The sequence below is a fragment of the Streptomyces sp. NBC_00012 genome, assembly GCF_045040875.1.
Classification (GTDB): domain Bacteria; phylum Actinomycetota; class Actinomycetes; order Streptomycetales; family Streptomycetaceae; genus Streptomyces.
Map to the genome: position 1 here is coordinate 5,839,969 of NZ_CP108309.1, position 20,828 is coordinate 5,860,796.

Annotated in this window: 17 protein-coding genes and 2 tRNA genes; 13 read left to right on the forward strand and 6 right to left on the reverse strand. The window is 69.9% G+C overall.

Annotation, left to right across the window (positions count from 1 at the left end; genetic code table 11):
- Positions 1-147: 147 nt before the first annotated feature.
- The gene (locus tag OHA19_RS26840) at positions 148-744 is read left to right on the forward strand and encodes a biotin transporter BioY (RefSeq protein ID WP_405712620.1); all 597 of its coding nucleotides are present in this window, start codon (positions 148-150) and stop codon (positions 742-744) included.
- Here OHA19_RS26840 and OHA19_RS26845 read toward each other — a convergent pair.
- Together OHA19_RS26845 and OHA19_RS26850 are read right to left on the reverse strand one after the other, a co-directional pair.
- Positions 725-2,029, reverse strand: a complete 1,305-nt coding sequence (locus tag OHA19_RS26845) for an FAD-binding oxidoreductase (protein ID WP_405712619.1) — start codon at positions 2,027-2,029, stop codon at positions 725-727. The genes OHA19_RS26840 and OHA19_RS26845 overlap by 20 nt on opposite strands.
- Positions 2,030-2,101: 72 nt before the next feature.
- The gene (locus OHA19_RS26850; protein WP_405712617.1) at positions 2,102-3,583 is read right to left on the reverse strand and encodes an amino acid permease; all 1,482 of its coding nucleotides are present in this window, start codon (positions 3,581-3,583) and stop codon (positions 2,102-2,104) included.
- Between the two features lie 269 nt (positions 3,584-3,852).
- On the opposite strand from OHA19_RS26850, the gene OHA19_RS26855 reads away from it, so the two are divergent.
- Positions 3,853-4,341 carry a ribose-5-phosphate isomerase gene (locus OHA19_RS26855; protein WP_405751951.1) on the forward strand — a complete coding sequence of 163 codons (489 nt, stop codon included), beginning with the start codon at positions 3,853-3,855 and terminating at the stop codon, positions 4,339-4,341.
- A gap of 91 nt (positions 4,342-4,432) precedes the next feature.
- The gene (locus OHA19_RS26860; RefSeq protein ID WP_405751954.1) at positions 4,433-5,242 is read left to right on the forward strand and encodes an Fpg/Nei family DNA glycosylase; all 810 of its coding nucleotides are present in this window, start codon (positions 4,433-4,435) and stop codon (positions 5,240-5,242) included.
- Between the two features lie 19 nt (positions 5,243-5,261).
- On the opposite strand, the gene OHA19_RS26865 is transcribed toward OHA19_RS26860, so the two are convergent.
- Complete coding sequence (locus OHA19_RS26865) at positions 5,262-6,494, reverse strand: GNAT family N-acetyltransferase (protein WP_405751956.1); 1,233 nt, start codon at positions 6,492-6,494, stop codon at positions 5,262-5,264.
- A 105-nt stretch (positions 6,495-6,599) separates the two neighbouring features.
- Between OHA19_RS26865 and OHA19_RS26870 the strand changes: the two genes are divergently transcribed.
- The gene (locus tag OHA19_RS26870) at positions 6,600-7,745 is read left to right on the forward strand and encodes a PP2C family protein-serine/threonine phosphatase (protein WP_405712610.1); all 1,146 of its coding nucleotides are present in this window, start codon (positions 6,600-6,602) and stop codon (positions 7,743-7,745) included.
- Positions 7,746-7,823: 78 nt separating this feature from the next.
- Here OHA19_RS26870 and OHA19_RS26875 read toward each other — a convergent pair whose 3' ends face one another.
- On the reverse strand, positions 7,824-9,017 hold the full coding sequence (locus OHA19_RS26875; protein ID WP_405721450.1) for a cation:proton antiporter: 1,194 nt from the start codon (positions 9,015-9,017) through the stop codon (positions 7,824-7,826).
- Between the two features lie 296 nt (positions 9,018-9,313).
- On the opposite strand from OHA19_RS26875, the gene OHA19_RS26880 reads away from it, so the two are divergent.
- Genes OHA19_RS26880 through OHA19_RS26890 form a run of 3 tightly spaced genes read left to right on the forward strand, consistent with a single transcriptional unit; the run spans position 9,314 to position 13,155 of the window.
- On the forward strand, positions 9,314-10,159 hold the full coding sequence (locus tag OHA19_RS26880; protein ID WP_405712608.1) for an ABC transporter ATP-binding protein: 846 nt from the start codon (positions 9,314-9,316) through the stop codon (positions 10,157-10,159).
- Positions 10,159-12,639, forward strand: a complete 2,481-nt coding sequence (locus tag OHA19_RS26885; protein WP_405712606.1) for an ABC transporter permease — start codon at positions 10,159-10,161, stop codon at positions 12,637-12,639. Before OHA19_RS26880 ends, OHA19_RS26885 begins: the two co-directional genes overlap by 1 nt.
- Before the next feature lie 9 nt (positions 12,640-12,648).
- Entirely contained in the window at positions 12,649-13,155 is a 507-nt protein-coding gene (locus OHA19_RS26890; protein WP_405712605.1) for an HD domain-containing protein, read from the forward strand.
- 80 nt (positions 13,156-13,235) lie between these two features.
- Here the strand turns inward: OHA19_RS26890 and OHA19_RS26895 are convergent, their stop codons facing one another.
- Positions 13,236-14,390, reverse strand: coding sequence for an acyltransferase family protein (locus tag OHA19_RS26895; protein WP_405712603.1), 1,155 nt, complete (start codon positions 14,388-14,390; stop codon positions 13,236-13,238).
- A 501-nt stretch (positions 14,391-14,891) separates the two neighbouring features.
- Between OHA19_RS26895 and OHA19_RS26900 the strand changes: the two genes are divergently transcribed.
- Positions 14,892-15,086: a hypothetical protein gene (locus tag OHA19_RS26900; RefSeq protein WP_266733056.1), complete on the forward strand. Its 195-nt coding sequence runs from the start codon at positions 14,892-14,894 to the stop codon at positions 15,084-15,086.
- 119 nt (positions 15,087-15,205) lie between these two features.
- Here OHA19_RS26900 and OHA19_RS26905 read toward each other — a convergent pair.
- Positions 15,206-15,279: transfer RNA gene (locus OHA19_RS26905), tRNA-Gly, on the reverse strand.
- Between the two features lie 165 nt (positions 15,280-15,444).
- Here OHA19_RS26905 and OHA19_RS26910 point away from each other — a divergent pair.
- The 5 genes from OHA19_RS26910 (at position 15,445) to clpX (ending at position 20,228) form a co-directional block, all read left to right on the forward strand.
- Positions 15,445-15,521 (forward strand) — tRNA-Pro (locus tag OHA19_RS26910).
- A gap of 212 nt (positions 15,522-15,733) precedes the next feature.
- Positions 15,734-17,143, forward strand: coding sequence for a trigger factor (tig, locus tag OHA19_RS26915; RefSeq protein ID WP_405712601.1), 1,410 nt, complete (start codon positions 15,734-15,736; stop codon positions 17,141-17,143).
- Between the two features lie 265 nt (positions 17,144-17,408).
- Positions 17,409-18,014 carry an ATP-dependent Clp protease proteolytic subunit gene (locus OHA19_RS26920; protein WP_329202714.1) on the forward strand — a complete coding sequence of 202 codons (606 nt, stop codon included), beginning with the start codon at positions 17,409-17,411 and terminating at the stop codon, positions 18,012-18,014.
- 77 nt (positions 18,015-18,091) lie between these two features.
- A complete protein-coding gene (locus OHA19_RS26925) occupies positions 18,092-18,772 on the forward strand; it encodes an ATP-dependent Clp protease proteolytic subunit (RefSeq protein ID WP_093898221.1) in 681 nt (226 codons plus the stop codon).
- Positions 18,773-18,929: 157 nt separating this feature from the next.
- Positions 18,930-20,228, forward strand: a complete 1,299-nt coding sequence (clpX, locus tag OHA19_RS26930) for an ATP-dependent Clp protease ATP-binding subunit ClpX (RefSeq protein ID WP_072483632.1) — start codon at positions 18,930-18,932, stop codon at positions 20,226-20,228.
- Positions 20,229-20,828 lie beyond the last annotated feature (600 nt).

Sequence of the window (20,828 nt, forward strand, 5' to 3'; positions counted from 1 at the left end):
GCCGCGCGATTGCGTACCGCCCATTGTGCGAACCCCACCAATGCCCCGGTCAACGCTTTGTGGGCCACTGATGGTGATCGAGCGTTAACCCGTGGGCTAACGTCGGGCTCAGTCTGTCCCCACCTGTCCTCACCCCGCGGAGTCCCGATGAGCACTGCTGCCGCCGCCCCTGCCCGCACCGGAGCGGTCCTCGCCGACCTGCTGCCCGCCGCCAGGCACCGTTACGCCGTCGACACGGCCCTGGTCCTCGGTGGCGCCGCGCTCACCGGCATCGCCGCCCAGATCGCCGTACCGGTCCCCGGCTCCCCGGTACCGGTCACCGGCCAGACCTTCGCCGCGCTCCTTGTCGGCACCGCCCTCGGCGCCCGCCGCGGCTTCCTCTCCCTCGCGGTGTACGCGCTGGTGGGCATGGCGGGCATGCCGTGGTTCTCCGAGGGCACCTCCGGAATGGGCTTCCCCTCGTTCGGCTACATCCTCGGCATGCTGCTCGCCGCCTCCGTGGTCGGCGGCCTCGCCCGCCGCGGCGGCGACCGCTCCGTGCTGCGCACCGCGGGCACGATGGTGCTGGGCTCCGCGATCATCTACGCGGTCGGCGTCCCGTACCTGGCGCTGGCCACCGGAATGTCGGCGAGCGCCGCGATCGCGGCCGGCCTGGTGCCGTTCCTGATCGGTGACGCGCTGAAGGCCGCGCTGGCCATGGGCGTGCTGCCCGCGGCCTGGAAGCTCATCGGCCGCCGGGGCTGATTCCGTAACTTCCCCCGAAGAGGCTCGCCGGGTCGTGGTGCGACACCAGACCGGCGAGCCTCCGCTGTGTCCGGGCGTCGTGGAAGCCCCCGGTCCGGTCCCCGCCGCCGAAGGAGAAGCCGAGCGAGCGGCCCAGGGCGAGAGGGGCGAGCAGCCCGGACACCTCCGCGTACAGGGCCCGTACCGAGGCCACGTCCGTGCCGTCGAGCGGTGAGAGCAGCCGCAGCAGGAACCCGGCCTCGCGGTAGGGCACCGCGTTGTCGACGGCGGGCCGGGCGGCGAGCGCGCCGCCCAGGTGGTTGAGCTGGACCACGGTCATCATCGGCGCCTTCGGCCCGGTCAGCTCCAGCACGCGCGCGGCGCGCCCGGAGTCCAGGCCGTCGAGCACCACGCTGTCGCCGTAGTACGCGTGCGGGAACGGCGGGTCGCTGTGGATGGTGTGGCTGTCGGCGTACGGCATCTCCCGAAGCGAATCCGCCGCCGCCGGTCCGATCGCCCGCAGCGGCGCGACCAGCCGCTCGCCCTGTGCCGCGCTGCCGGTGTACGCGACCCGTACCGAGATCACGTACCGCCCCCGCAGCGGCTCCGGCAGCTGTGGGAGGTCGGGGTACCGGATCGCCGCCAGCGAGGACGTCAGGGTGTCGGGCACGGTCCGTACCCACTCCAGGTAGCCGCCGATCACCCTGGCGGCGACACCTGCCCCGTCCCCGTGGAAGGCGATCGAGCCGCCGTACAGCCGCTCGGCCGCGACCAGGCCGATCTCCATGGCGGTCACCACGCCGAGCCGGTGGCCCCCGCCGCGCAGCGCCCAGAAGAGATCGGGTTCGCTGTCCGGGGAGGCATGGCGCAGCACCCCGTCGGCCGTCACCACGTCGAGGGCGTGCACATGGTCGGCCGCGTACCCGAACTCCCTGGCCAGGACGGAGAGCCCGCCGCCGAGGGTGTAGGAGACCGCGCCGACCGAGGGGGACGATCCGTTCAGCGGGGCGAGGCCGTGCGGTGCCGCGGCCTCGATCACCTGCCCCCAGGTGACGCCCGCGCCGATCCTGGCGGTGCGGCGGACCGGGTCGATCTCCACGGAGTCCATCCGGCGGGTGCTGATCAGGACCCCGCCCTCGATCGCTCCGGGCAGCCCGTGGCCGGTGGCGTGGACGTGGACCTGGAGGCCGCGCGCGGCGGCGTCGGCCACGGCGTCGCACACGTCGCGGGCGTGGGCGGCCTCGACGACGAGGCCGGGGCGGACGGCGAAACCGGTCTGGAAGCCGGACGGGGCGGTGGTGGTCATGGAAAGGCTCTCCGATCGCTCGCGCGGTGGCGTTGCGAGGGAGAGCCTTTCCGGTAAACCTGACAACGGCCGTCAGGTATTGGCGGGTGCCTTGGCGGCCGTGCCGTTCCGGCGGTTCCTGGCCTCACGGACCAGCGAGACGGTCACCACCAGCGCCGCGACGAGCAGCGAGAGCAGCACCTGCTCACGTCCGCTGTCGTCGGTCAGCATGTAGACCAGGACGAACGAGATCATCGCGATGGTCGCCCAGGTCAGGTACGGGAAGAGCCACATCCGTACGACCAGCTTCTCGGGCGACTCGCGCAGGATCATGCCGCGCATCCGCAGCTGGGTGAAGCAGATGACCAGCCAGACGAACAGGGCGACCGCACCGGAGGAGTTCAGCAGGAACTGGAAGACGGTGTCGGGCCACTTGTAGTTGAAGAACACGGCGACGAAGCCGAAGACCACCGAGGACAGGATGGCGGCCTGCGGCACGCCCCGCTTGTTCGTCCGGGCGAACGCCTTCGGCGCGTCCCCGCGGCCGCCGAGTGAGAAGGCCATCCGTGAGGCGGTGTAGAGGCCGGAGTTCAGGCACGACAGCACGGCGGTCAGGACGATGACGTTCATGACCTGTCCGGCGTGCGGGATGCCGATGGAGTTGAGGGCGGCGACATAGCTGCCGTCCTTCACGATCGACGCGTCGTTCCACGGCAGCAGGGTGAGCACGATGAAGATCGAGCCCAGGTAGAAGACGGCGATCCGCCAGATCACGCTGTTGGTGGCCTTCTGCACGGCGCGCTGCGGGTTCTCCGACTCACCGGCGGCGAGGGTGACGATCTCGCTGCCCATGAAGGAGAAGACGACCATCAGCACACCGGTGAGGATGGCGCCCGGCCCCTCGGGGAAGAACCCGCCGGTGTCGGTGAGATGCGCGAGACCCGGGCCGGGGTTGTCCGAACCGGGCAGCAGCCCGAAGACGGCGAGCAGTCCGACGACCACGAACGCGCCGATCGCCACGACCTTGATCCCGGCGAACCAGAACTCGAACTCGCCGTACGACCCGACCGAGACCAGGTTGGTCGCGGTCAGCACCAGCATCACTATCAGCGCCCACGCCCACTGCGGGACGCCCGGCACCCAGCCCTCCAGGATCTTGGCACCCGCGGTGGCCTCGACGGCGAGCACCACGACCCAGAAGAACCAGTACAGCCAGCCGATCGAGAAACCGGCCCAGCGGCCCAGCGCCTGGTCGGCGTAGGCGGAGAAGGAGCCCGAGCTGGGGCGGGCCGCGGCCATCTCGCCGAGCATCCGCATCACGAAGACGACCATCAGGCCGACCAGGGCGTACGACAGCAGGATGGCGGGTCCGGCGGCGGCGATACCGGCGCCGGAGCCCACGAAGAGGCCCGCGCCGATCACACCCCCGATGGCGATCATCGAGAGATGGCGGTTCTTGAGTCCCGGCTGGAGACCGTCCGAGGAGTGGGGGGAGTCCGGGGCGCCCGGCCCCTTCGACCGGCCCGGCTCACCGGGCTGCCGGCCCGGCCCGGCCGTGGTCGTCTGCGACGTCATGGATCGAATCCTTACGTTCTCGGATCACGCGATGCGTGCCCGGCCGCCGCAGTGGGGCGCGGCAGCGAGTGATGCATTGAAGCCCGCCGGACGGCAGAAGCGGAACCCCTTCCTCCGAATCGTTGACCGGATCGTTGCCGTAGTGACCCTGCTCACACGCGGCCCGCACTTCGCGATCACACGAGGTCCGCGGGGGTCCCGGGTGAACCGGCCGGAGGGTTCCGACCCCGATGACGGCCACCCCGTGTCGCACGTGCCACACTCGGAACATGCGCGTGTACCTCGGCTCGGACCATGCCGGCTATGAACTCAAGAACCACCTCGTCGAGTGGCTCACGGCCCAGGGCCACGAGGCCGTCGACTGCGGCCCCCACATCTATGACGCCCAGGACGACTACCCGCCGTTCTGCCTGCGTGCCGCCGAGCGGACGGCCGCGGACGCGGACAGCCTCGGCATCGTGATCGGCGGCTCCGGCAACGGCGAGCAGATCGCCGCCAACAAGGTCAAGGGCGTCCGCGCCGCACTGGCCTGGAGCGAGCAGACCGCCGCCCTGGGCCGCGAGCACAACAACGCCAACGTGGTCGCCATCGGCGGCCGAATGCACTCGGTGGAGGAGTCCACCAAGTTCGTCGAGGTCTTCCTCGCCACCCCGTACTCCGGCGAGGAGCGTCACACCCGTCGCATCGAGATGCTGACGGCGTACGAGAGCACCGGCGAGCTCCCCCCGATCCCGGCCCACCACCCGCAGCAGGGCTGACCGGCCTCCACCCCTGTGCCGCCGGTGCGCCCGGCGGCACAGCCATGTCCGCCCCGTATCTCACCGAGTCCCACCGAGGAGAGCCGCCACCGTGCCCGAGGGACACACGATCCACCGCCTGGCCGCGGACCACCGGGACAGGTTCGCCGGGCGTCCGGTGCGGGTGAGCAGCCCGCAGGGCAAGTTCTCCGCCGGTGCCGCGCTGCTCGACGGCCGGCCCCTCACCGACGTGGACGTCCACGGCAAGCACCTCTTCCTCGGCTTCGAAGGCACCGGCTGGGTCCACATCCACCTGGGCCTGTTCGGCAAGCTCGGATTCGGTACGGTCCCGGCCCCGCCGCCCACCGACACGGTCCGGCTGCGGCTGCTGAACGACGAGCACCACGCGGATCTGCGCGGCCCGACGACCTGCGCGCTCATCACCGACCCGGAGAAGCGCGCGATACACGACCGCCTCGGGCCCGACCCGCTGCGCACCGACGAGGACGGCGAGCGGGCCTGGATGCGGATCTCCCGCAGCCGGATCACCGTCGCGGCCCTGCTGATGGACCAGAAGGTCATCGCGGGGGTCGGCAACGTCTACCGCGCGGAGGTGCTGTTCCGGCACGGGATCGACCCGTACCGCCTCGGCAGGGACCTCACGCGCGCGGAGTGGGACGCGATCTGGGCGGACCTGGTGGCGCTGATGCGCGAGGGCGTGCGGAACAACCGGATCGACACGGTCCGCCCCGAGCACATGCCGGAGGCGATGGGGCGCCCGCCACGCGTCGACGACCACGGCGGCGAGGTGTACGTCTACCGCCGGGCCCGCCAGTCCTGCCACATCTGCGGCGGCGAGATCCGTACCGCCGATCTCGCCGCCCGCAATCTCTTCTGGTGCCCGGGGTGCCAGAAGGCATAGAAGGCCCCCAGGGTCTGTCCTAGAACCCCCGCGGCAGCCACGGCGCCGTGTCCGACAGGAACGCCGACGACGCCTCCGCCAGCGCGCCCGCCCGCAGCTCCCGTACCCGCCCGGCCAGCCCCAGCGAGCTCAGCGACTCGCCGCCCAGATACGCCGAGCCCAACTCCCGTACCGAGAGCGCCAGATCGGCCGCATCCTCGGTCCGCCGGCACGTCGCGGCGCCCTTCGCGTCGGCCGTGAGCCGCCAACGCCCCGCGTTCCACGGGCAGAACGCGTCCTCCACCTCGAACACCACGTCCAGCGGGCCCCGGTACGACCGGGCCTCCAGCGCCGCCCCCAGCTCCACAATGCGCACATGGAGCGCATCGCGGATCAGGATGTTGCACCGCCGCACGTCCGACACCAGGTGCAGCACCGCGTCGTCGACCGGCCGGTTCCGGGCCACGATCGTCGTCATCAGGTCGATGTCGAAGACGAACCGCCACAGCGCCGCGTACGCCGCCGGGTCCAGGGCGGCCAGGTCGTTGACCACGATGGTGCCCTTGGGACCGGACGGCTCCCACTCCGGCTTGATGTGGTACGTCACATTGCCGACGATCTCCCCGTCCCGCTCCGCCAGCACGCACTGCTGCGCCGAGGAGCCCTGCCGGTTGGCGACCGGGTCGACCATGGGCTTGCGCTCCCAGCCGGGCGCGTGGACCGGGACGCCGGGACGGCCGGAGACCAGCCGCTCGTACACGCTCTCGCACGCCGCCATCGCTTCGTCCGGCTTCGCGTGGCGCAGCCGCACCTCGTCCGTGCCCGGCGGCACGTCCAGCCGGACCCGGTCCTTGTCGATCGTCAGGGACATCTGCCGCGAGGCGGCGCCGTAGCCGAACCGGCCGTAGATCGCCGGTTCCGAGGCCGTCAGTACGGCGAACGGCTCGCCCAGCGCGCGGATGTCGTCCAGCTGCCGGCGCATCATCGAGGTCAGCAGCCCGCGCCTGCGGTGTGTGGAGGCGACGCTCACCATCGTGATCGCGGCGGCGGGCACCAGCGCCCCGCCCGGCACGGCGACCCGGAAGCTGAACGCCCCCGCCGTGCCGACCGCGTCGTCACCGTCCCAGATACCGAGCGACCGTTCGGGCTCGGTCAGCTGCTCGAACAGCTCGCGCTCCTCGGGAGTCTCCGGGTCCCCGCCGAACGCCAGCTCCAGACACTCGAACCATTGGTTCCATTCGGACGGACGCAGTACGCGAAGCTCAGTAGTCATGGGCCATGCCTACCAGGGGGCAGGACGGCGGGGCGACCCGATTTCGAACGCATTGTCACGGGGTCCCCCTGCACCTCGGGCGGCCGGGTAGATAGGGTCCCCGCAATGGCCCGTCGCGCAGGAGCAGACACGTACCCGGCCCGATTGCGGAAATCGGCGCACCGGGCACGCGTCGCGCTGCGCAAGTCCGGGGTCGACTACTTCCGCGGCGACGGCTCGGACTGGATCGCGCTGGCCGGTCTGCTGCTCACCATTCCGGCCATCACCTGCGCCACCCTGTTCAACGCCGTGTGGTGCTCACCGGCCGCACTCGTCCTGCCGATCGTCGCGGGCGGCCTGCTGCTGCGCCCGGCCAGCCTGCTGGGCCTGTACGCGACCGCCGCCACGGCCCTGATCGTGGAGTCGCTCGCACTGGGGCCGTACGGCGACGGCCCGGCCCGGGTGACCCCCGGAATCGTCCTGGTGGTCGCGGCCTGCGGCTTCTTCGGGCTGATCCTCGCCCAGTTCCGGGCCAGGGTCGGAGTGCCGTGGCGGCGTGGTGGCACCATGCTCTTCGACCTGCGCGAACGCATCCGGGTGCAGAGCGCGCTGCCCCGGCTGCCGCAGGGCTGGCACCGGGAGATGGCGCTGCGCCCGGCGGGCGGGCAGTCCTTCTCCGGGGACTTCGTGGTCGCCGCCCGGACCAACGGCGGACGGACCCTGGAGGCCGTGCTCACCGATGTCTCCGGCAAGGGCATGGACGCGGGCTCCCGCGCCCTCCTGCTGTCCGGGGCCTTCGGCGGGCTGCTCGGCTCGCTGCCCCCGCACGGCTTCCTGCCGGCGGCCAACGGCTATCTGCTGCGCCAGGACTGGGACGAGGGGTTCGCCACCTCGATCCATCTGGTCCTGGACCTCGAATCGGGCGACTACGAACTCCTGTCGGCCGGACACCCGCCCGCCCTCCAGCTCCACTCGGGCAGCGGCCAGTGGGAGGAGAAGGCGGCCGAGGGGCCGCTGCTGGGGGTGTACGACGGGGCGCAGTTCGACGCCGTGAAGGGCTCGCTGGCCCCCGGCGACGTACTGATGCTGTTCACGGACGGCCTGGTCGAGGCGTCCGACCGCGATATCGCGGAGGGCATCGACCGGCTGACCGGGGAGGCCGACCGCTATGTCGCCACCGGCTTCGAGGGCGCGGCCTGGCACCTGATCGAGGCGTGCGCCAAGGACGTGAACGACGACCGGGCGCTGCTGCTGCTGTCGCGCAGGTCCTGAACCGCGGGGCACCGGCGCCTCCGGGTACGGGGCCGACGAGGTCCGTCCCCCGTACCCGGAACGCCGGGGCTCTCCGGCTCAGGCCGGGACCGGGAGCTTCCCGGACTCGCTGTCACCGCTGTTCCCACCCCGGGCCCGCCCGCCCGGCAGGATGCGGGCCAGCCAGTGCGAGCGCCCGGCCGCGAGCGGGGAGAGAACCGCGAGGACGAGCACGTACCCGGCGATGAACGGCGGGAGCCGCTCGTCCAACCCGGCGCCGGCCGCCATCGTGGCGAGGATCAGCGCGAATTCGCCGCGGGCCGTCAGGGTGGTGGAGATGTTCGCCGCGGCCTGCGGACCGAAGCCGTAGACCCGTGCGGAGACCATGCCGGAGAGGATGTTCATCGCCACGGTCAACGCGACGGCGGCCAGCACCGGCCACATCACTCCCGGCAGATCGCCGGGGTTGATGGAGAGTCCGAAGGCGAAGAAGAAGATCGCCCCGAAGGCGTCGCGCAGCGGATGGACCAGCTTGAGGATGCGCCCGCCCGACGTCGTGCTGCCGAGCATCAGACCCACCATGAAGGCGCCGATCGCGTCCGCGACCCCGAACCACTCGGAGACCCCCGCCACGAACACGGCGGCGCCGAGGAAGGAGATGACGAGCAGTTCGTCGTCCGAGGTGTGGATCAGCTTGCTGATGAGCTTCGTACCGAACCGGGCGGTGAGCGCCAGCAGCAGCAGGAAGCCGAACGCCTTGCCCCCGTCGAGCACCGCGGCGGCGAGGCTGTCCGAGCGCGACAGGATCGGCTGCAGGGCGGCGAGATAAAGGGCGAGGAAGATGTCGTCGACGACGATGATGCCGAGGATCGTCTTGGTCTCCGGGCTGGCCAGGCGCTTCGTGTCGACCAGGATCTTGGTCACGATGGCGGACGACGAGATCCCGATGACCCCGGCCAGGACGAGGGCCTCCGAAGTGCCCCATCCCAGCACGAAACCGAAGGAGAGCCCGGCGCCGACGTTCAGCGCCAGATAGACGGAGCCCGCGATGAGCATCTTGCGGCCGCCGGTCTTGAGGTCGTCGAGGTGGAATTCGAGACCGAGGTAGAAGAGCAGCAGCACCAGACCGAGCGCGGAGAGCATCTCCAGCTCGTGCGGGTCGGCGACGAGCACGATCCCGGGGGTGTGCGGGCCGAGCAGGATTCCGGCCAGGATGAACAGGGGGATGGTCGGCAGTCCGATGCGGCTGCCGACGCGGGCGAGAACGGCGGCGGCCAGGAAGGCGCCGCCCATGGCGATGAGCGTGTCTGCGTGTCCGATGAGCCCGGTCCTTCGTTTGGTCAAGAGAGCGTCAAGAAAGCGTCAGTAATTAGTTTACCGAACGATTGACCTTGCAACTGTGCTTCGCCTCCGGGCACCCGCACCGAAGCCCCTGCCGTGACCTGCCCGGATCCGTCTTCCCCAGGGCAGACCTGGGGTTTTCCCCACCCCCGATCCGCCAGCAGCCGCCATGTTCCCGGCCCACCTCCGATCCGTAGGTTCGATTCACGGTCGAAGAAGCGGCCGTCAGGCAACGGAAGGCGGACATCATGGGGCTGCGACGCACCGGGCAGCGCGCGCAGGACGGGCAGTACACGGCGGACCTCCACCGGGGACGCGTTCCCGCGGACCTCGCCGTCGAACTGCGCGGTGTCCGCAGGCAGTACGGCCGGGGCGGCTTTGCCGTCCACGCGCTGCGGGGCATCGACCTCGCCCTCCCGCGCGCCACCTTCACCGCCGTCATGGGCCCCTCCGGCTCCGGCAAGTCGACCTTCCTCCAGTGCGCGGCCGGACTCGACCGCCCCACCGAGGGCTCCGTACGCCTCGGCGGCACCGAGATCACCGGCATGAGCGAGAACCGGCTGACCGCACTGCGCCGCACCCGCCTCGGTTTCGTCTTCCAGTCCTTCAACCTGCTGCCGTCCCTCACGGTCGAGCAGAACGTCGTGCTGCCCATGCGGCTGGCCGGACAGCGCGCCGGCTCCGCCCGCAGCCGCCGCGAAGCCGCAGAGATGCTCGACCGGGTCGGCCTCGGCGACAAGGGCGGCCGCCGCCCCAGCCAGCTCTCCGGCGGCCAGCAGCAGCGCGTCGCGGTCGCCCGCGCCCTGGTCACCCGGCCCGACGTGATCTTCGCCGACGAGCCGACCGGCGCCCTCGACACCACCACCGCCGCCGAGATCCTCGCCCTGCTCCGCAACGCGGTGGACGGCCTCGGCGCCACCGTCGTCATGGTCACCCACGACCCGACCGCCGCCGCCTACGCCGACGAGGTGCTCTTCCTCGCCGACGGCACGATCGTGGACCGCCTGCCGCGTGCCGGCGCCGACCGGGTCGCCGCGCGGATGGCCGCCCTGACCGCACGGACCGCCCCCACGCACGCCGGAGCAGCAGCCTGATGTTCACCCCGCACGCCCCGAACGGCCTCGCCCGCGCGGCCGTCCGCTTCAAACCCTCGTCGTTCATCGGGACCTTCGTCGCGCTCCTGCTCGCCGCGGCCATCGTCTCCGCCTGCGGCATCCTGCTGGAGACCGGCCTGCGCGCCTCCGTCCCCGCGGACCGCTACGCGAAGGCCCCCGTGGTGGTCGCCGCCGACCAGCGGGTCCACATGACGGTCGGCAGCGGCGAGGGCGCGTACGACGCCGCCCAACCCGTACCGGACACCGTGCGGCTCCCCGAATCCCTGGTGGGCGAGGCCGCCTCGGCCCCCGGCGCGGCGGCCGCGATCGGGGACGTGAGCTACCCCGTGCGACACGGCGGCACCCCCCTCACCGCGCACGGCTGGGGCTCCACCGCCCTCACCGGTACGCGGCTGCTCACCGGCGAGGCGCCCGGGACCGGTGAAGTCGTCGTCCCCACCGGCACCGGGGCCCGGGCCGGCGAGCGGATCACCCTCGACACCCCCGCGGGCGCACACGAGTTCCGCGTCGCGGGCACCACCGCCACCGACGACACCGTCTGGTTCACCGACCGGCAGGCCGTACAGCTCTCCGGGCACCCCGGCCGGGTCGACGCCATCGCCGTGCTCGCCGCCCGGGGCACCACCGCCGACACCCTCGCCGGTCAGGTGCGCGAGGCCGTCGGCCACACCGGCCGTGCCGAGGTCCACACCGGTGACGGCCGGGGCGCCGTCGAGGACGCGGAACTCGCGGGTGCCACCGAACTCCTCGTCGGCCTCGGCGGATCCTTCGGCGGCGTCGCCACCATGGTCGCCGTCTTCACCGCCGCAGGCACGGTCGCCCTCTCCGTCGGCCAGCGCAGCCGTGAGTTCGCCCTGCTGCGCGCCATCGGCGCCACCCCGCGCCAGCTGCGCCGCTCCATCGCCACCGAATCCCTGCTCATCGCCCCGCTCGCCGGAGCGCTCGGCTGCCTGCCCGGAATCGCCCTGGCCCAATGGTGGTTCGGGCAGCTCCAGGCCCGGGGAGCCATCCCCGGGCCCGTCGAACTGCACGTGTCCTGGCTGCCGTTGACCATCGCCACGGCCGCCACGATGCTCACCGCGCTGAGCGCCGGATACTTCGCCGCCCGCAAGCCGTCGAAGAGCAAACCGGGACAGGCCCTCGCGCAGTCCGCCGTGGAAAGCCCCCCGTTCGGCTGGATCCGCACCCCGCTCGGTGTCGCCGCCCTCGTCGGCGGCGGACTCTTCGCGGGCCTCGCCGCGTCCACGAGCGGCGAGGACGCGGCGAACGCCGCACTCGGCGTCGTCATGTTCTTCATGCTCGCGGTCGGCCTGCTCGGCCCGCTGATCGCCCGGATCTGTGCCGCCGTCATCGGCCTCCCACTGCGCGCGGCCGGCGCGTCGGGCTCGCTGGCCGCTGCCAACTCCCGGACGAACTCGCGCCGCCTGGCCTCCGCGATCACCCCGATCGTGCTCGCCATGGCCTTCTCCTCCACGCTCGTCTTCATGCAGACCAGCGAGGAGCGGGTGATCGCCCACCAGCAGCGCGACGCCATCACCGCCGACCACATCGTCTCCGCCCCGGGTGGACTCGCCTCCGACGCGACCGAACGGGCCGCCGCCACACCCGGTGTCACGACCGCCGTCGGGCTGCTCCGCGGCTCCGTCCTGGTGCCCGTCGGATCGGGCGGGGACCGAAGGCTCCAGAGCACCTCCGCCCAGGGGATCACCGGCTCCGGCGGCGACCTCGCCGAGGTCCAGGACCTCGACGTCCGGACCGGATCGCTCACCGGCCTGCGGCCCGGCACCGTCGCCATCGACACCACCCTCGCCGACGCCACGAAGGCCGGGACCGGTGACCGGCTGACCCTGCGCCTCCCGGACGGCACCAAGGCGTCACCGAAGATCGTCGCCGTCTACGGACGCGGCCTCGGTACCAGCCTCGTCACGTTCCCCGCGGCCGACCTGAAGGCCCATATGACCTCGCCGTACGCCACCGACATCCTGGTGCGGGCCACCCCCGCCGCCGCACGGAAGCTCACCGCGCTCGGCACCGTCACCGACCGCTCCGGCTACGCCGCCGCACAGGACAAGGACCGCGAGCTCAACGCCTGGGCCAACACCGTCATGGCCGCGGTGCTCGGCGGATTCGCCGCCATCGCCGCCGTCAACACCCTGGTGATGACCGTCCTCGACCGCCGCCGCGAACTGACCGTGCTGCGCCTGGTCGGCTCCACCCGCCGTCAGGTCATGGGCATGATCCGCTGGGAGGCGCTGCTGGTCACGGTGGCCGGCGCCGCGCTCGGCACCGGGATCGCCATGGCCACGCTCTTCCCGATGATGAAGGGCTTGACGGGCGAATCGCCGTACATCCCGCCGGTCCTGCTCGGGACCTTCGTTGCCGTGACCGTCGGCCTCGGCCTAGCCGCCGCACTGATCCCGGCCCGGGCCGCCCTGCGCACGACGGCCGCCCGTCCGTAGAGTCGGGCCATGCCCGAGCCGCAGACACACCTGACCCTGGCCGAAGTCGAGGCGATCGCCCGCGAGGCCCACGCCGAACAGCGGGACAAGGCGGGACGCCCGTACACCGAACACCTCGCCGCCGTCGCCGAAGGGGTACGGATCCGGGGCGGCAGCGAGGAACAGATCGCCGCGGCCTGGCTGCACGACGCGGTCGAGGACGACGCGCTGCCGGCCCGGTGGCTGGCCGATGCCGCGCTGCCGCAGCAGGTGAAGGACATGGTCCTCGCCGTCACCAAACGTGACGGCGAGGACCTTCGTTCGTACACCCGGCGCATCCTGGACACCCCGGGCGCGCTGCTGGTCAAGGAGTCCGATCTGGCGCACAACGCGGACCCGGCCCGCCTGGCCGTACTGGAACCGGCGACCCGTACCCGGCTGACCGAGAAGTATGCGCAGGTACGGGCGCTGCTGGGGCTCACCCCGGGCGAATCGCCCGCCGAGCAATCGGTTCAAGCCAACACGGCGAAGGACTGATCCACTTCTCGGCCCGGCCCGGCTCCGGCCCGGGCCGGGCCGAGAAACGGATTGGAGCGGGGGCCGGGCCGGGAAGCGGATCAGAGCCGGGCCGAGGCCCGCCGGAACGCCCAGTCCATGTCCGGCTCCGTCACCGGGCGCAGCACCCGCCGCACCGGAGGCGTGCACATCAGCGTCACGGCGACGGCCGCGACCACCGAGACGAGCACCAGGCCGACGGGGGCCGCGAGCCAGTCGTAGACATCGAACACCCCGGCGTACCCGGCTCCCTTGATCAGGAAGCCGTGCAGCAGATAGCCGCAGATCGTTCCGGCGCCGAGCACCGTGAACCACATGTGGCGGCGCGGCACCCAGGCCAGGAACCCGATGGTGAGCAGCAGCGCGCAGCCGAACATCGCCAGCGTCATCACAGCACCGGACCACCACGGGGCACCCATCTCCTGCGCGCTGTTGCTGCGGTAGAACCAGCCCAGCTGCATGCGGGGCGCCACCCAGTACGCGAACAGCAGGGCCCCGGCGAACAGCGGCACCGCGAGCATCCGCACCTCACGCCGGCGCACCAGCTCGAAGTGCTCGGGCCTCAGCCGCAGTCCCAGCACGAAGAACGGCAGGAACTGCAGGACGCGCTGGAGATCGAGGTCGTCGCCGATCGACGGGGAGAGGGAGGCGAGCATGGCGATGACGAGCGCGACGGGCAGCGGATGGCGCAGCGCCTGCCAGAGCGGTGTGGTGATCCGCCAGATGAACAGCGCGATCAGGAACCACGTCAGGTACCAGGGGTCCATCAGGCTGATCGACTGATCGGCCGCGTCGTCCGCGTACCGCTTGAACAGCGAATACGCCGTCTCGAACACCACATAGGGCACGGCGACGCCGGTGACCAGGCGCTTCACCTTCGCGGCGGACATGTCGAAGGAGCGGGAGAAGTAGCCGGAGACGATGATGAACGCCGGCATGTGGAAGGTGTACGCCACCATGTACAGCGCCCGGGCGGTCCGGCTGCCGTCCATCACCGGTTCCCACGAGTGCGCCACCGCGACGAGCACGATGGCCAGATATTTGACGTTGTCGAAGTAGGCATCACGTCGCTTCGCCGGCGCGGAGGCCGGAGGCTTGTTCGCCACCGGTGCGGGGGGTGTCGCGGTGGCGGTCGTCGTCCCTCGGTGTCTGGGTTCCGACTCCCGGGTCGCCGATGGGAGCGGGGCCCTCTGAAATACGTTCGGAGCGTGGAACATCTCATGCACCTTAGACGCCCCGATTGCAATTCGTAAAACCGCTAGGGGATATCGAGTGTTCCTCTCCAATCGAAAGTGAAACCACCGACAACCGCCCGCTATGCACCGATTCATCCACCTTAAATGGTGCATATCGGCAGTGTGTTGAGGGGCGTGAATTTAATCGCACTCAAGCCTGGGAATTGCATGTGGATGAAGTGTGTGGATATGGAAACCGTCACATTCGCAAGCGATTTCGATTGCCTGATTCACAGTCTGCTCACAGGAATACGGGACGTCGCCGGCGGACTTGCGGGGCATGGGCGGGACCCTGTGCGACCCCTCGTGCGGCCGTGCGCCCCGGATGCACGCGGGGGCGCAAGGATGGCGAGATCCCGCCACTTCGACCCGTCACCCGGCAGCGACCACAGGGGAGTTGGTGGCACGATGGACGGGACGGAGGAGTGCTCGGCCGCACACCTCCGGGCCGGCAAGGCGGACCGACCAAGGGTGTGATCAGTCGTGGCCATTTCACTGTCTGTGGTGCTGATGTTGGCGATCATCCTGGTGGTCCTGATCCGGGGCGGCTCGATCAAGCCCGGGCCGGCGATCGTCGCGGCGCTCTTCGGCTTCTTCCTGGCATCGACCGGCATGGCGCCGTCGATCACCAGGTTCATGAACTCGATAGCGGAGACCATCAACCAGATCTCCTTCTGACTCCGGCCGGTCCGCCGGTCCGCGCTCCGGTCACGGGCGGCGGACCGCGGACCGGCGGAGCGCATACGGAACGCAAAAGGCCCGGTCCGGCGAGGAATTCGCCGGACCGGGCCCAAGCATGGAGCGGGCGACGGGAATCGAACCCGCGTAGCTAGTTTGGAAGACTAGGGCTCTACCATTGAGCTACGCCCGCACAGCCGCACCGCAGGTCCGGGGACCGGCGGCACGTGAAGCATCGTAGCGGGTCGTGGGCGCTGCCCGCACACCCCATTGCGGCCGCCCGGTGTCGTGTTCGGCGCCGCCCGCGGAATGCGGCCGATGCGCTGCCCGACTGCATGTACCCTACGTGTCGCACCGACGGGGTGTGGCGCAGCTTGGTAGCGCGTCCGCTTTGGGAGCGGAAGGTCGTCGGTTCGAATCCGGCCACCCCGACCACCGGCAAGATCCAGGCACCATCGCAAGCAGGATCCAGGGACCACCCGCAAGATCGCAGACCACGGGCAAGATCGCATTGTGGGAGTCCGACTCCTTGCCGTTACTATGCAAAATGCGTGCCCGTGTGTCTGATGTACCGGGCTCGGTCCGCGAAGCCGCATCCAGTGCGGTGGAGCAGAACCCCAAGAAGTCAGCCACAAGGAGACCGAACCGTGAAGAGCGCCGTGGAGACCCTGAACCCGACCCGGGTTCGGCTCACTGTCGAGGTGCCCTTCGAGGAGCTCAAGGACAGCCTCGACGCGGCGTACAAGAAGATCAACCAGCAGGTCACGGTGAAGGGCTTCCGCAAGGGCAAGATCCCTGCCCGGGTCATCGACCAGCGCTTCGGCCGCGGTGCGGTGCTGGAGGAGGCCGTCAACGACGCCCTCCCGAAGTTCTACACCGAGGCCGTCAACGAGGGTGAGCTCAACGTCCTCGGCCAGCCCGAGGTCGACATCACCGAGCTGAAGGACGGCGAACTGCTGGCCTTCACCGCCGAGGTTGACGTACGCCCCGAGATCGAGATTCCGGACTACTCCGGCATCGAGGTCACCGTCGACGCCCTCGAGGTCAGCGACGAGGACGTCGAGAAGGCCGTGGAGCAGCTCCGCGAGCGCTTCGCCTCCACCAACCCGGTCGAGCGCGCCGCCGCCGAGGGCGACGTCGTGACGATCGACCTGCAGGCCAAGGTCGACGGCGAGGTCCTGGAGGACGGCGTGGCCGAGGGTGTCTCGTACACCATCGGTTCCGGAGAGCTCCTCGAAGGCATCGACGCCGCCGTCACCGGCCTGGAGGCGGGTGGCGAGGCCACCTTCACCTCCGAGCTGAAGGGCGGCTCCGCCGAGGGTAAGGAGGCCGAGGTCACCGTCAAGGTCGCCTCCGTCGCCGCCCGCGAGCTCCCCGAGCTGGACGACGAGTTCGCCCAGATGGCCAGCGAGTTCGACACCCTCGACGAGCTGAAGGCCGACAGCCGCAAGCGCCTGGAGAACACCAAGCAGTACGACCAGGCCACCCAGGCCCAGGAGCGTGTCCTGGACGAGCTGCTCAAGCTCGCCGAGGTCCCGATCCCGGAGAAGCTGCTCGCGGACGAGGTGCAGACCCGCAAGCACAACCTGGAGCACCACCAGCTCGGCCAGATGGGTCTGACCCTCGAGAAGTACCTGGAGATCCAGGGCAAGACGGTCGAGGAGTTCGACGCCGAGACGTCCGAGCAGGCGATCAAGGGCATCAAGACCCAGTTCATCCTGGACGAGATCGTCAACAAGGAGAAGCTGAACGTCAACCAGGAGGAGCTCACCGAGCACCTCATGCGGCGCGCTGCTTCCTCCGGCATGAGCCCCGACCAGTTCGCCCAGGCCGTCGTCGAGGGTGGCCAGGTGCCGATGCTCGTCGGGGAGGTCGCCCGCGGCAAGGCGCTGGCCGTGGTCGTCGAGGCCGCCAAGGTCGTCGACACCAACGGCGAGGTCATCGACCTGGAAGACGACGAGGACGTGGCGGAGGAGGCCATCGAGGCCGTCGAGGCCGCCGAGGGCACCACCGAGGCCGTCGCCGACGCCGCCGCCGAGGCGAAGAACGAGGCCTGAGCCTCGCGCTGAACCCGAACGACGGGCTCCGGACGCACATGCGTCCGGAGCCCGTCGCCGTATGGCGTACGGTGCCCCACAACCCTTGTGCGGACTGCGGAGCTTGCGCTCCCAGCGAACAGTTGCGGAAGCGGGATGGCGTTGTCCTACCTGCGCGTTAGGGTCCATGAATAGGAAGGGCAGGGGAGTCCCCGCCCACCCGGTACGAAGACGCTGAGACGGCCGGAGCCGTCAGAGACGAGCAGGTGGATACGTGACGAATCTGATGCCCTACGCCGCCGGAGAGCCGTCCCTCGGTGGAGGCCTCGGTGACCAGGTCTACAGCCGACTGCTCGGCGAGCGCATCATCTTCCTCGGTCAGCAGGTCGACGATGAGATCGCCAACAAGATCACGGCGCAGCTGCTTCTCCTTGCCGCCGACCCGGACAAGGACATCTACCTCTACATCAACAGCCCCGGCGGTTCGGTGACGGCCGGCATGGCGGTCTACGACACCATGCAGTACATCCCGAACGACGTGGTCACCATCGGAATGGGCATGGCGGCCTCGATGGGCCAGTTCCTGCTCACCGGCGGCACCGCGGGCAAGCGCTTCGCGCTCCCGAACACCGACATCCTCATGCACCAGGGTTCGGCCGGCATCGGCGGCACGGCCTCGGACATCAAGATCCAGGCCCAGTACCTGCTGCGCACCAAGCAGCGGATGGCGGAGATCACCGCCCGTCACTCCGGCCAGACCGTCGAGACGATCATCCGCGACGGCGACCGCGACCGCTGGTACACCGCGGAGGAGGCCAAGGAGTACGGCCTCATCGACGAGATCATCACGATCGCATCGGGCGTTCCGGGCGGCGGCGGCACCGGCGCCTGATCCGGTCACCGGATCAGGTACCACCGCCCCGCACACCTCTCGTACGCCGAGACACCCAGCCACAGAACGCCACCAGGATGGTGAACACCCACATGAACAACTTCCCCGGCGCCTCCGCGAGCGGCCTCTACACCGGCCCGCAGGTGGACAACCGCTACATCGTGCCGCGCTTCGTGGAGCGCACCTCTCAGGGCGTGCGTGAGTACGACCCGTACGCGAAGCTCTTCGAGGAGCGCGTGATCTTCCTCGGCGTGCAGATCGACGACGCCTCCGCCAACGACGTCATGGCGCAGCTGCTGTGCCTGGAGTCGATGGACCCGGACCGGGACATCTCGATCTACATCAACAGCCCCGGCGGCTCGTTCACCGCGCTCACCGCGATCTACGACACGATGCAGTTCGTGAAGCCGGACATCCAGACGGTCTGCATGGGCCAGGCGGCCTCCGCCGCGGCCGTGCTGCTCGCCGCGGGTACGCCCGGCAAGCGGATGGCGCTGCCCAACGCCCGCGTGCTGATCCACCAGCCGTCCTCGCAGACCGGCCGTGAGCAGCTCTCCGACCTGGAGATCGCGGCCAACGAGATCCTGCGGATGCGCACCCAGCTGGAGGAGATGCTGGCCAAGCACTCCACCACGCCGATCGACAAGATCCGCGACGACATCGAGCGCGACAAGATCCTGACCGCCGAGGATGCCCTCGCCTACGGTCTTGTCGACCAGATCGTGTCGACCCGCAAGCAGGCGGCCACGGCCGTCTGACGTCGGCCTTCACCCCTTGGCACGCCACGTTCGCCCGGTCCTTACCGTGTGAACCGTGCCAAGGGGGGCCCGAACGGGGGCCAAGGCAAGGTACCGTCGGATAGAGGCACCAGGAGCCGCTGAACCAAGCTGCTCCCAGGCGAAGGGGAAGCACCTCGTGGCACGCATCGGTGATGGCGGCGATCTGCTCAAGTGCTCGTTCTGCGGAAAGAGCCAGAAGCAGGTGAAGAAGCTCATCGCGGGACCCGGTGTGTACATCTGCGACGAGTGCATCGATCTCTGTAACGAGATCATCGAGGAGGAGCTCGCGGAGACCTCCGAGGTGCGGTGGGAGGAACTCCCCAAGCCGCGCGAGATCTACGAGTTCCTCGAGGGGTACGTCGTCGGGCAGGAGCCCGCGAAGAAGGCCCTCTCGGTCGCTGTGTACAACCACTACAAGCGGGTCCAGGCGGGCGAGAACGGCGGCGCGCAGGGCCGCGACGACGCCATCGAGCTGGCCAAGTCCAACATCCTGCTGCTGGGCCCCACGGGCTCCGGCAAGACGCTGCTCGCGCAGACGCTGGCCCGCATGCTCAACGTCCCGTTCGCCATCGCCGACGCGACGGCGCTGACGGAGGCCGGCTATGTCGGCGAGGACGTCGAGAACATCCTGCTGAAGCTGATCCAGGCCGCGGACTACGACGTCAAGAAGGCCGAGACCGGGATCATCTACATCGACGAGATCGACAAGGTCGCCCGCAAGAGCGAGAACCCGTCGATCACCCGCGATGTCTCCGGCGAGGGCGTCCAGCAGGCGCTGTTGAAGATCCTGGAAGGCACCACCGCCTCCGTACCGCCGCAGGGCGGCCGGAAGCACCCGCACCAGGAGTTCATCCAGATCGACACGACGAACGTGCTGTTCATCGTGGGCGGCGCCTTCTCCGGTCTGGAGCGGATCATCGAGTCCCGGGCGGGTGCCAAGGGCATCGGCTTCGGCGCGACGATCCGGTCGAAGCGGGAGATCGAGGCGAGCGACCAGTTCCAGGAGGTCATGCCGGAGGACCTGGTGAAGTTCGGGATGATCCCGGAGTTCATCGGCCGTCTGCCCGTCCTGACCTCGGTCCACAACCTGGACCGCGAGGCGCTGCTGCAGATCCTCGTCGAGCCGCGCAACGCGCTGGTGAAGCAGTACCAGCGCCTCTTCGAACTTGACGGCGTCGAGCTGGACTTCGACCGCCCGGCCCTGGAGGCCATCGCCGACCAGGCGATCCTGCGCGGCACCGGAGCGCGTGGCCTGCGGGCCATCATGGAGGAGGTCCTCCAGTCCGTGATGTACGAGGTGCCGTCCCGCAAGGACGTCGCCCGCGTCGTCATCACGGCCGACGTCGTCCGCAACAACGTGAACCCGACACTGGTCCCGCGCGAGCCGCGGACGATCGGCAAGGGTGACGGCGGGCGGCACGAGAAGTCCGCGTAGCGGTTGCGTGGGCGGGGGCCCCGCCGTGCACCAACCAGATTTCTTCCGGTCAAGGGCCTGGGTGCGGAGAGTTGAGCAGGCTGGAATGGGAGTGGGACGGTCTTCCGAAGACCGTCCCACTCCCATGTGGCCTCGATGATCTTGTGCCCCTGCTGGCTCCGCGCGACTTGCCATCACCCGCAGAACACCGCGCTGCCATCTCCGTGGTCAGCGCGCGAAGGGCACACCTCAATCAGGAGTCAGGGTCCACCGAAAGGCTGGACAGCCACTCCTGGAAGCGACTGAAGCGTCGAGAGGAGTCGCGGAATGGTCGTGTTTGCGACAATTCTCTGCAGGGAAGATGGGATCTAGCCATTTCTTTACTGGTTGTTGGTTTAAGGGAACTCTTGTGTGATCTCCTTCTCGAGGGAAGATACTTTCTCTAGGGGATTCGAGGTTTTCGCATGAGATTGCTCAGTATTCAGCGAGTGGCTGCGGCGGTTGGAGTGACTGCGGCGGCGATTATTCTCCCTGTCGCGACGGCAGGGGTGGCGAATGCGAGTCCGCAGCGATGCGAGATTTCCTTGAAAATAATGGGTATGTCGTAGGGGCAAAGGTAAA

Coding starts and splice junctions, on each gene's coding strand:
- OHA19_RS26865 (WP_405751956.1), bottom strand. CDS start 6,494: ATGACTACTGAGCTTCGCGTACTGCGTCCGTCCGAATGGAACCAATGG.
- OHA19_RS26920 (WP_329202714.1), top strand. CDS start 17,409: ATGCCCTACGCCGCCGGAGAGCCGTCCCTCGGTGGAGGCCTCGGTGAC.
- OHA19_RS26925 (WP_093898221.1), top strand. CDS start 18,092: ATGGTGAACACCCACATGAACAACTTCCCCGGCGCCTCCGCGAGCGGC.
- OHA19_RS26880 (WP_405712608.1), top strand. CDS start 9,314: ATGGGGCTGCGACGCACCGGGCAGCGCGCGCAGGACGGGCAGTACACG.
- OHA19_RS26845 (WP_405712619.1), bottom strand. CDS start 2,029: ATGACCACCACCGCCCCGTCCGGCTTCCAGACCGGTTTCGCCGTCCGC.
- OHA19_RS26870 (WP_405712610.1), top strand. CDS start 6,600: ATGGCCCGTCGCGCAGGAGCAGACACGTACCCGGCCCGATTGCGGAAA.
- OHA19_RS26885 (WP_405712606.1), top strand. CDS start 10,159: ATGTTCACCCCGCACGCCCCGAACGGCCTCGCCCGCGCGGCCGTCCGC.
- OHA19_RS26850 (WP_405712617.1), bottom strand. CDS start 3,583: ATGACGTCGCAGACGACCACGGCCGGGCCGGGCCGGCAGCCCGGTGAG.
- OHA19_RS26895 (WP_405712603.1), bottom strand. CDS start 14,390: ATGTTCCACGCTCCGAACGTATTTCAGAGGGCCCCGCTCCCATCGGCG.
- OHA19_RS26840 (WP_405712620.1), top strand. CDS start 148: ATGAGCACTGCTGCCGCCGCCCCTGCCCGCACCGGAGCGGTCCTCGCC.
- OHA19_RS26875 (WP_405721450.1), bottom strand. CDS start 9,017: ATGGGCGGCGCCTTCCTGGCCGCCGCCGTTCTCGCCCGCGTCGGCAGC.
- OHA19_RS26890 (WP_405712605.1), top strand. CDS start 12,649: ATGCCCGAGCCGCAGACACACCTGACCCTGGCCGAAGTCGAGGCGATC.
- OHA19_RS26855 (WP_405751951.1), top strand. CDS start 3,853: ATGCGCGTGTACCTCGGCTCGGACCATGCCGGCTATGAACTCAAGAAC.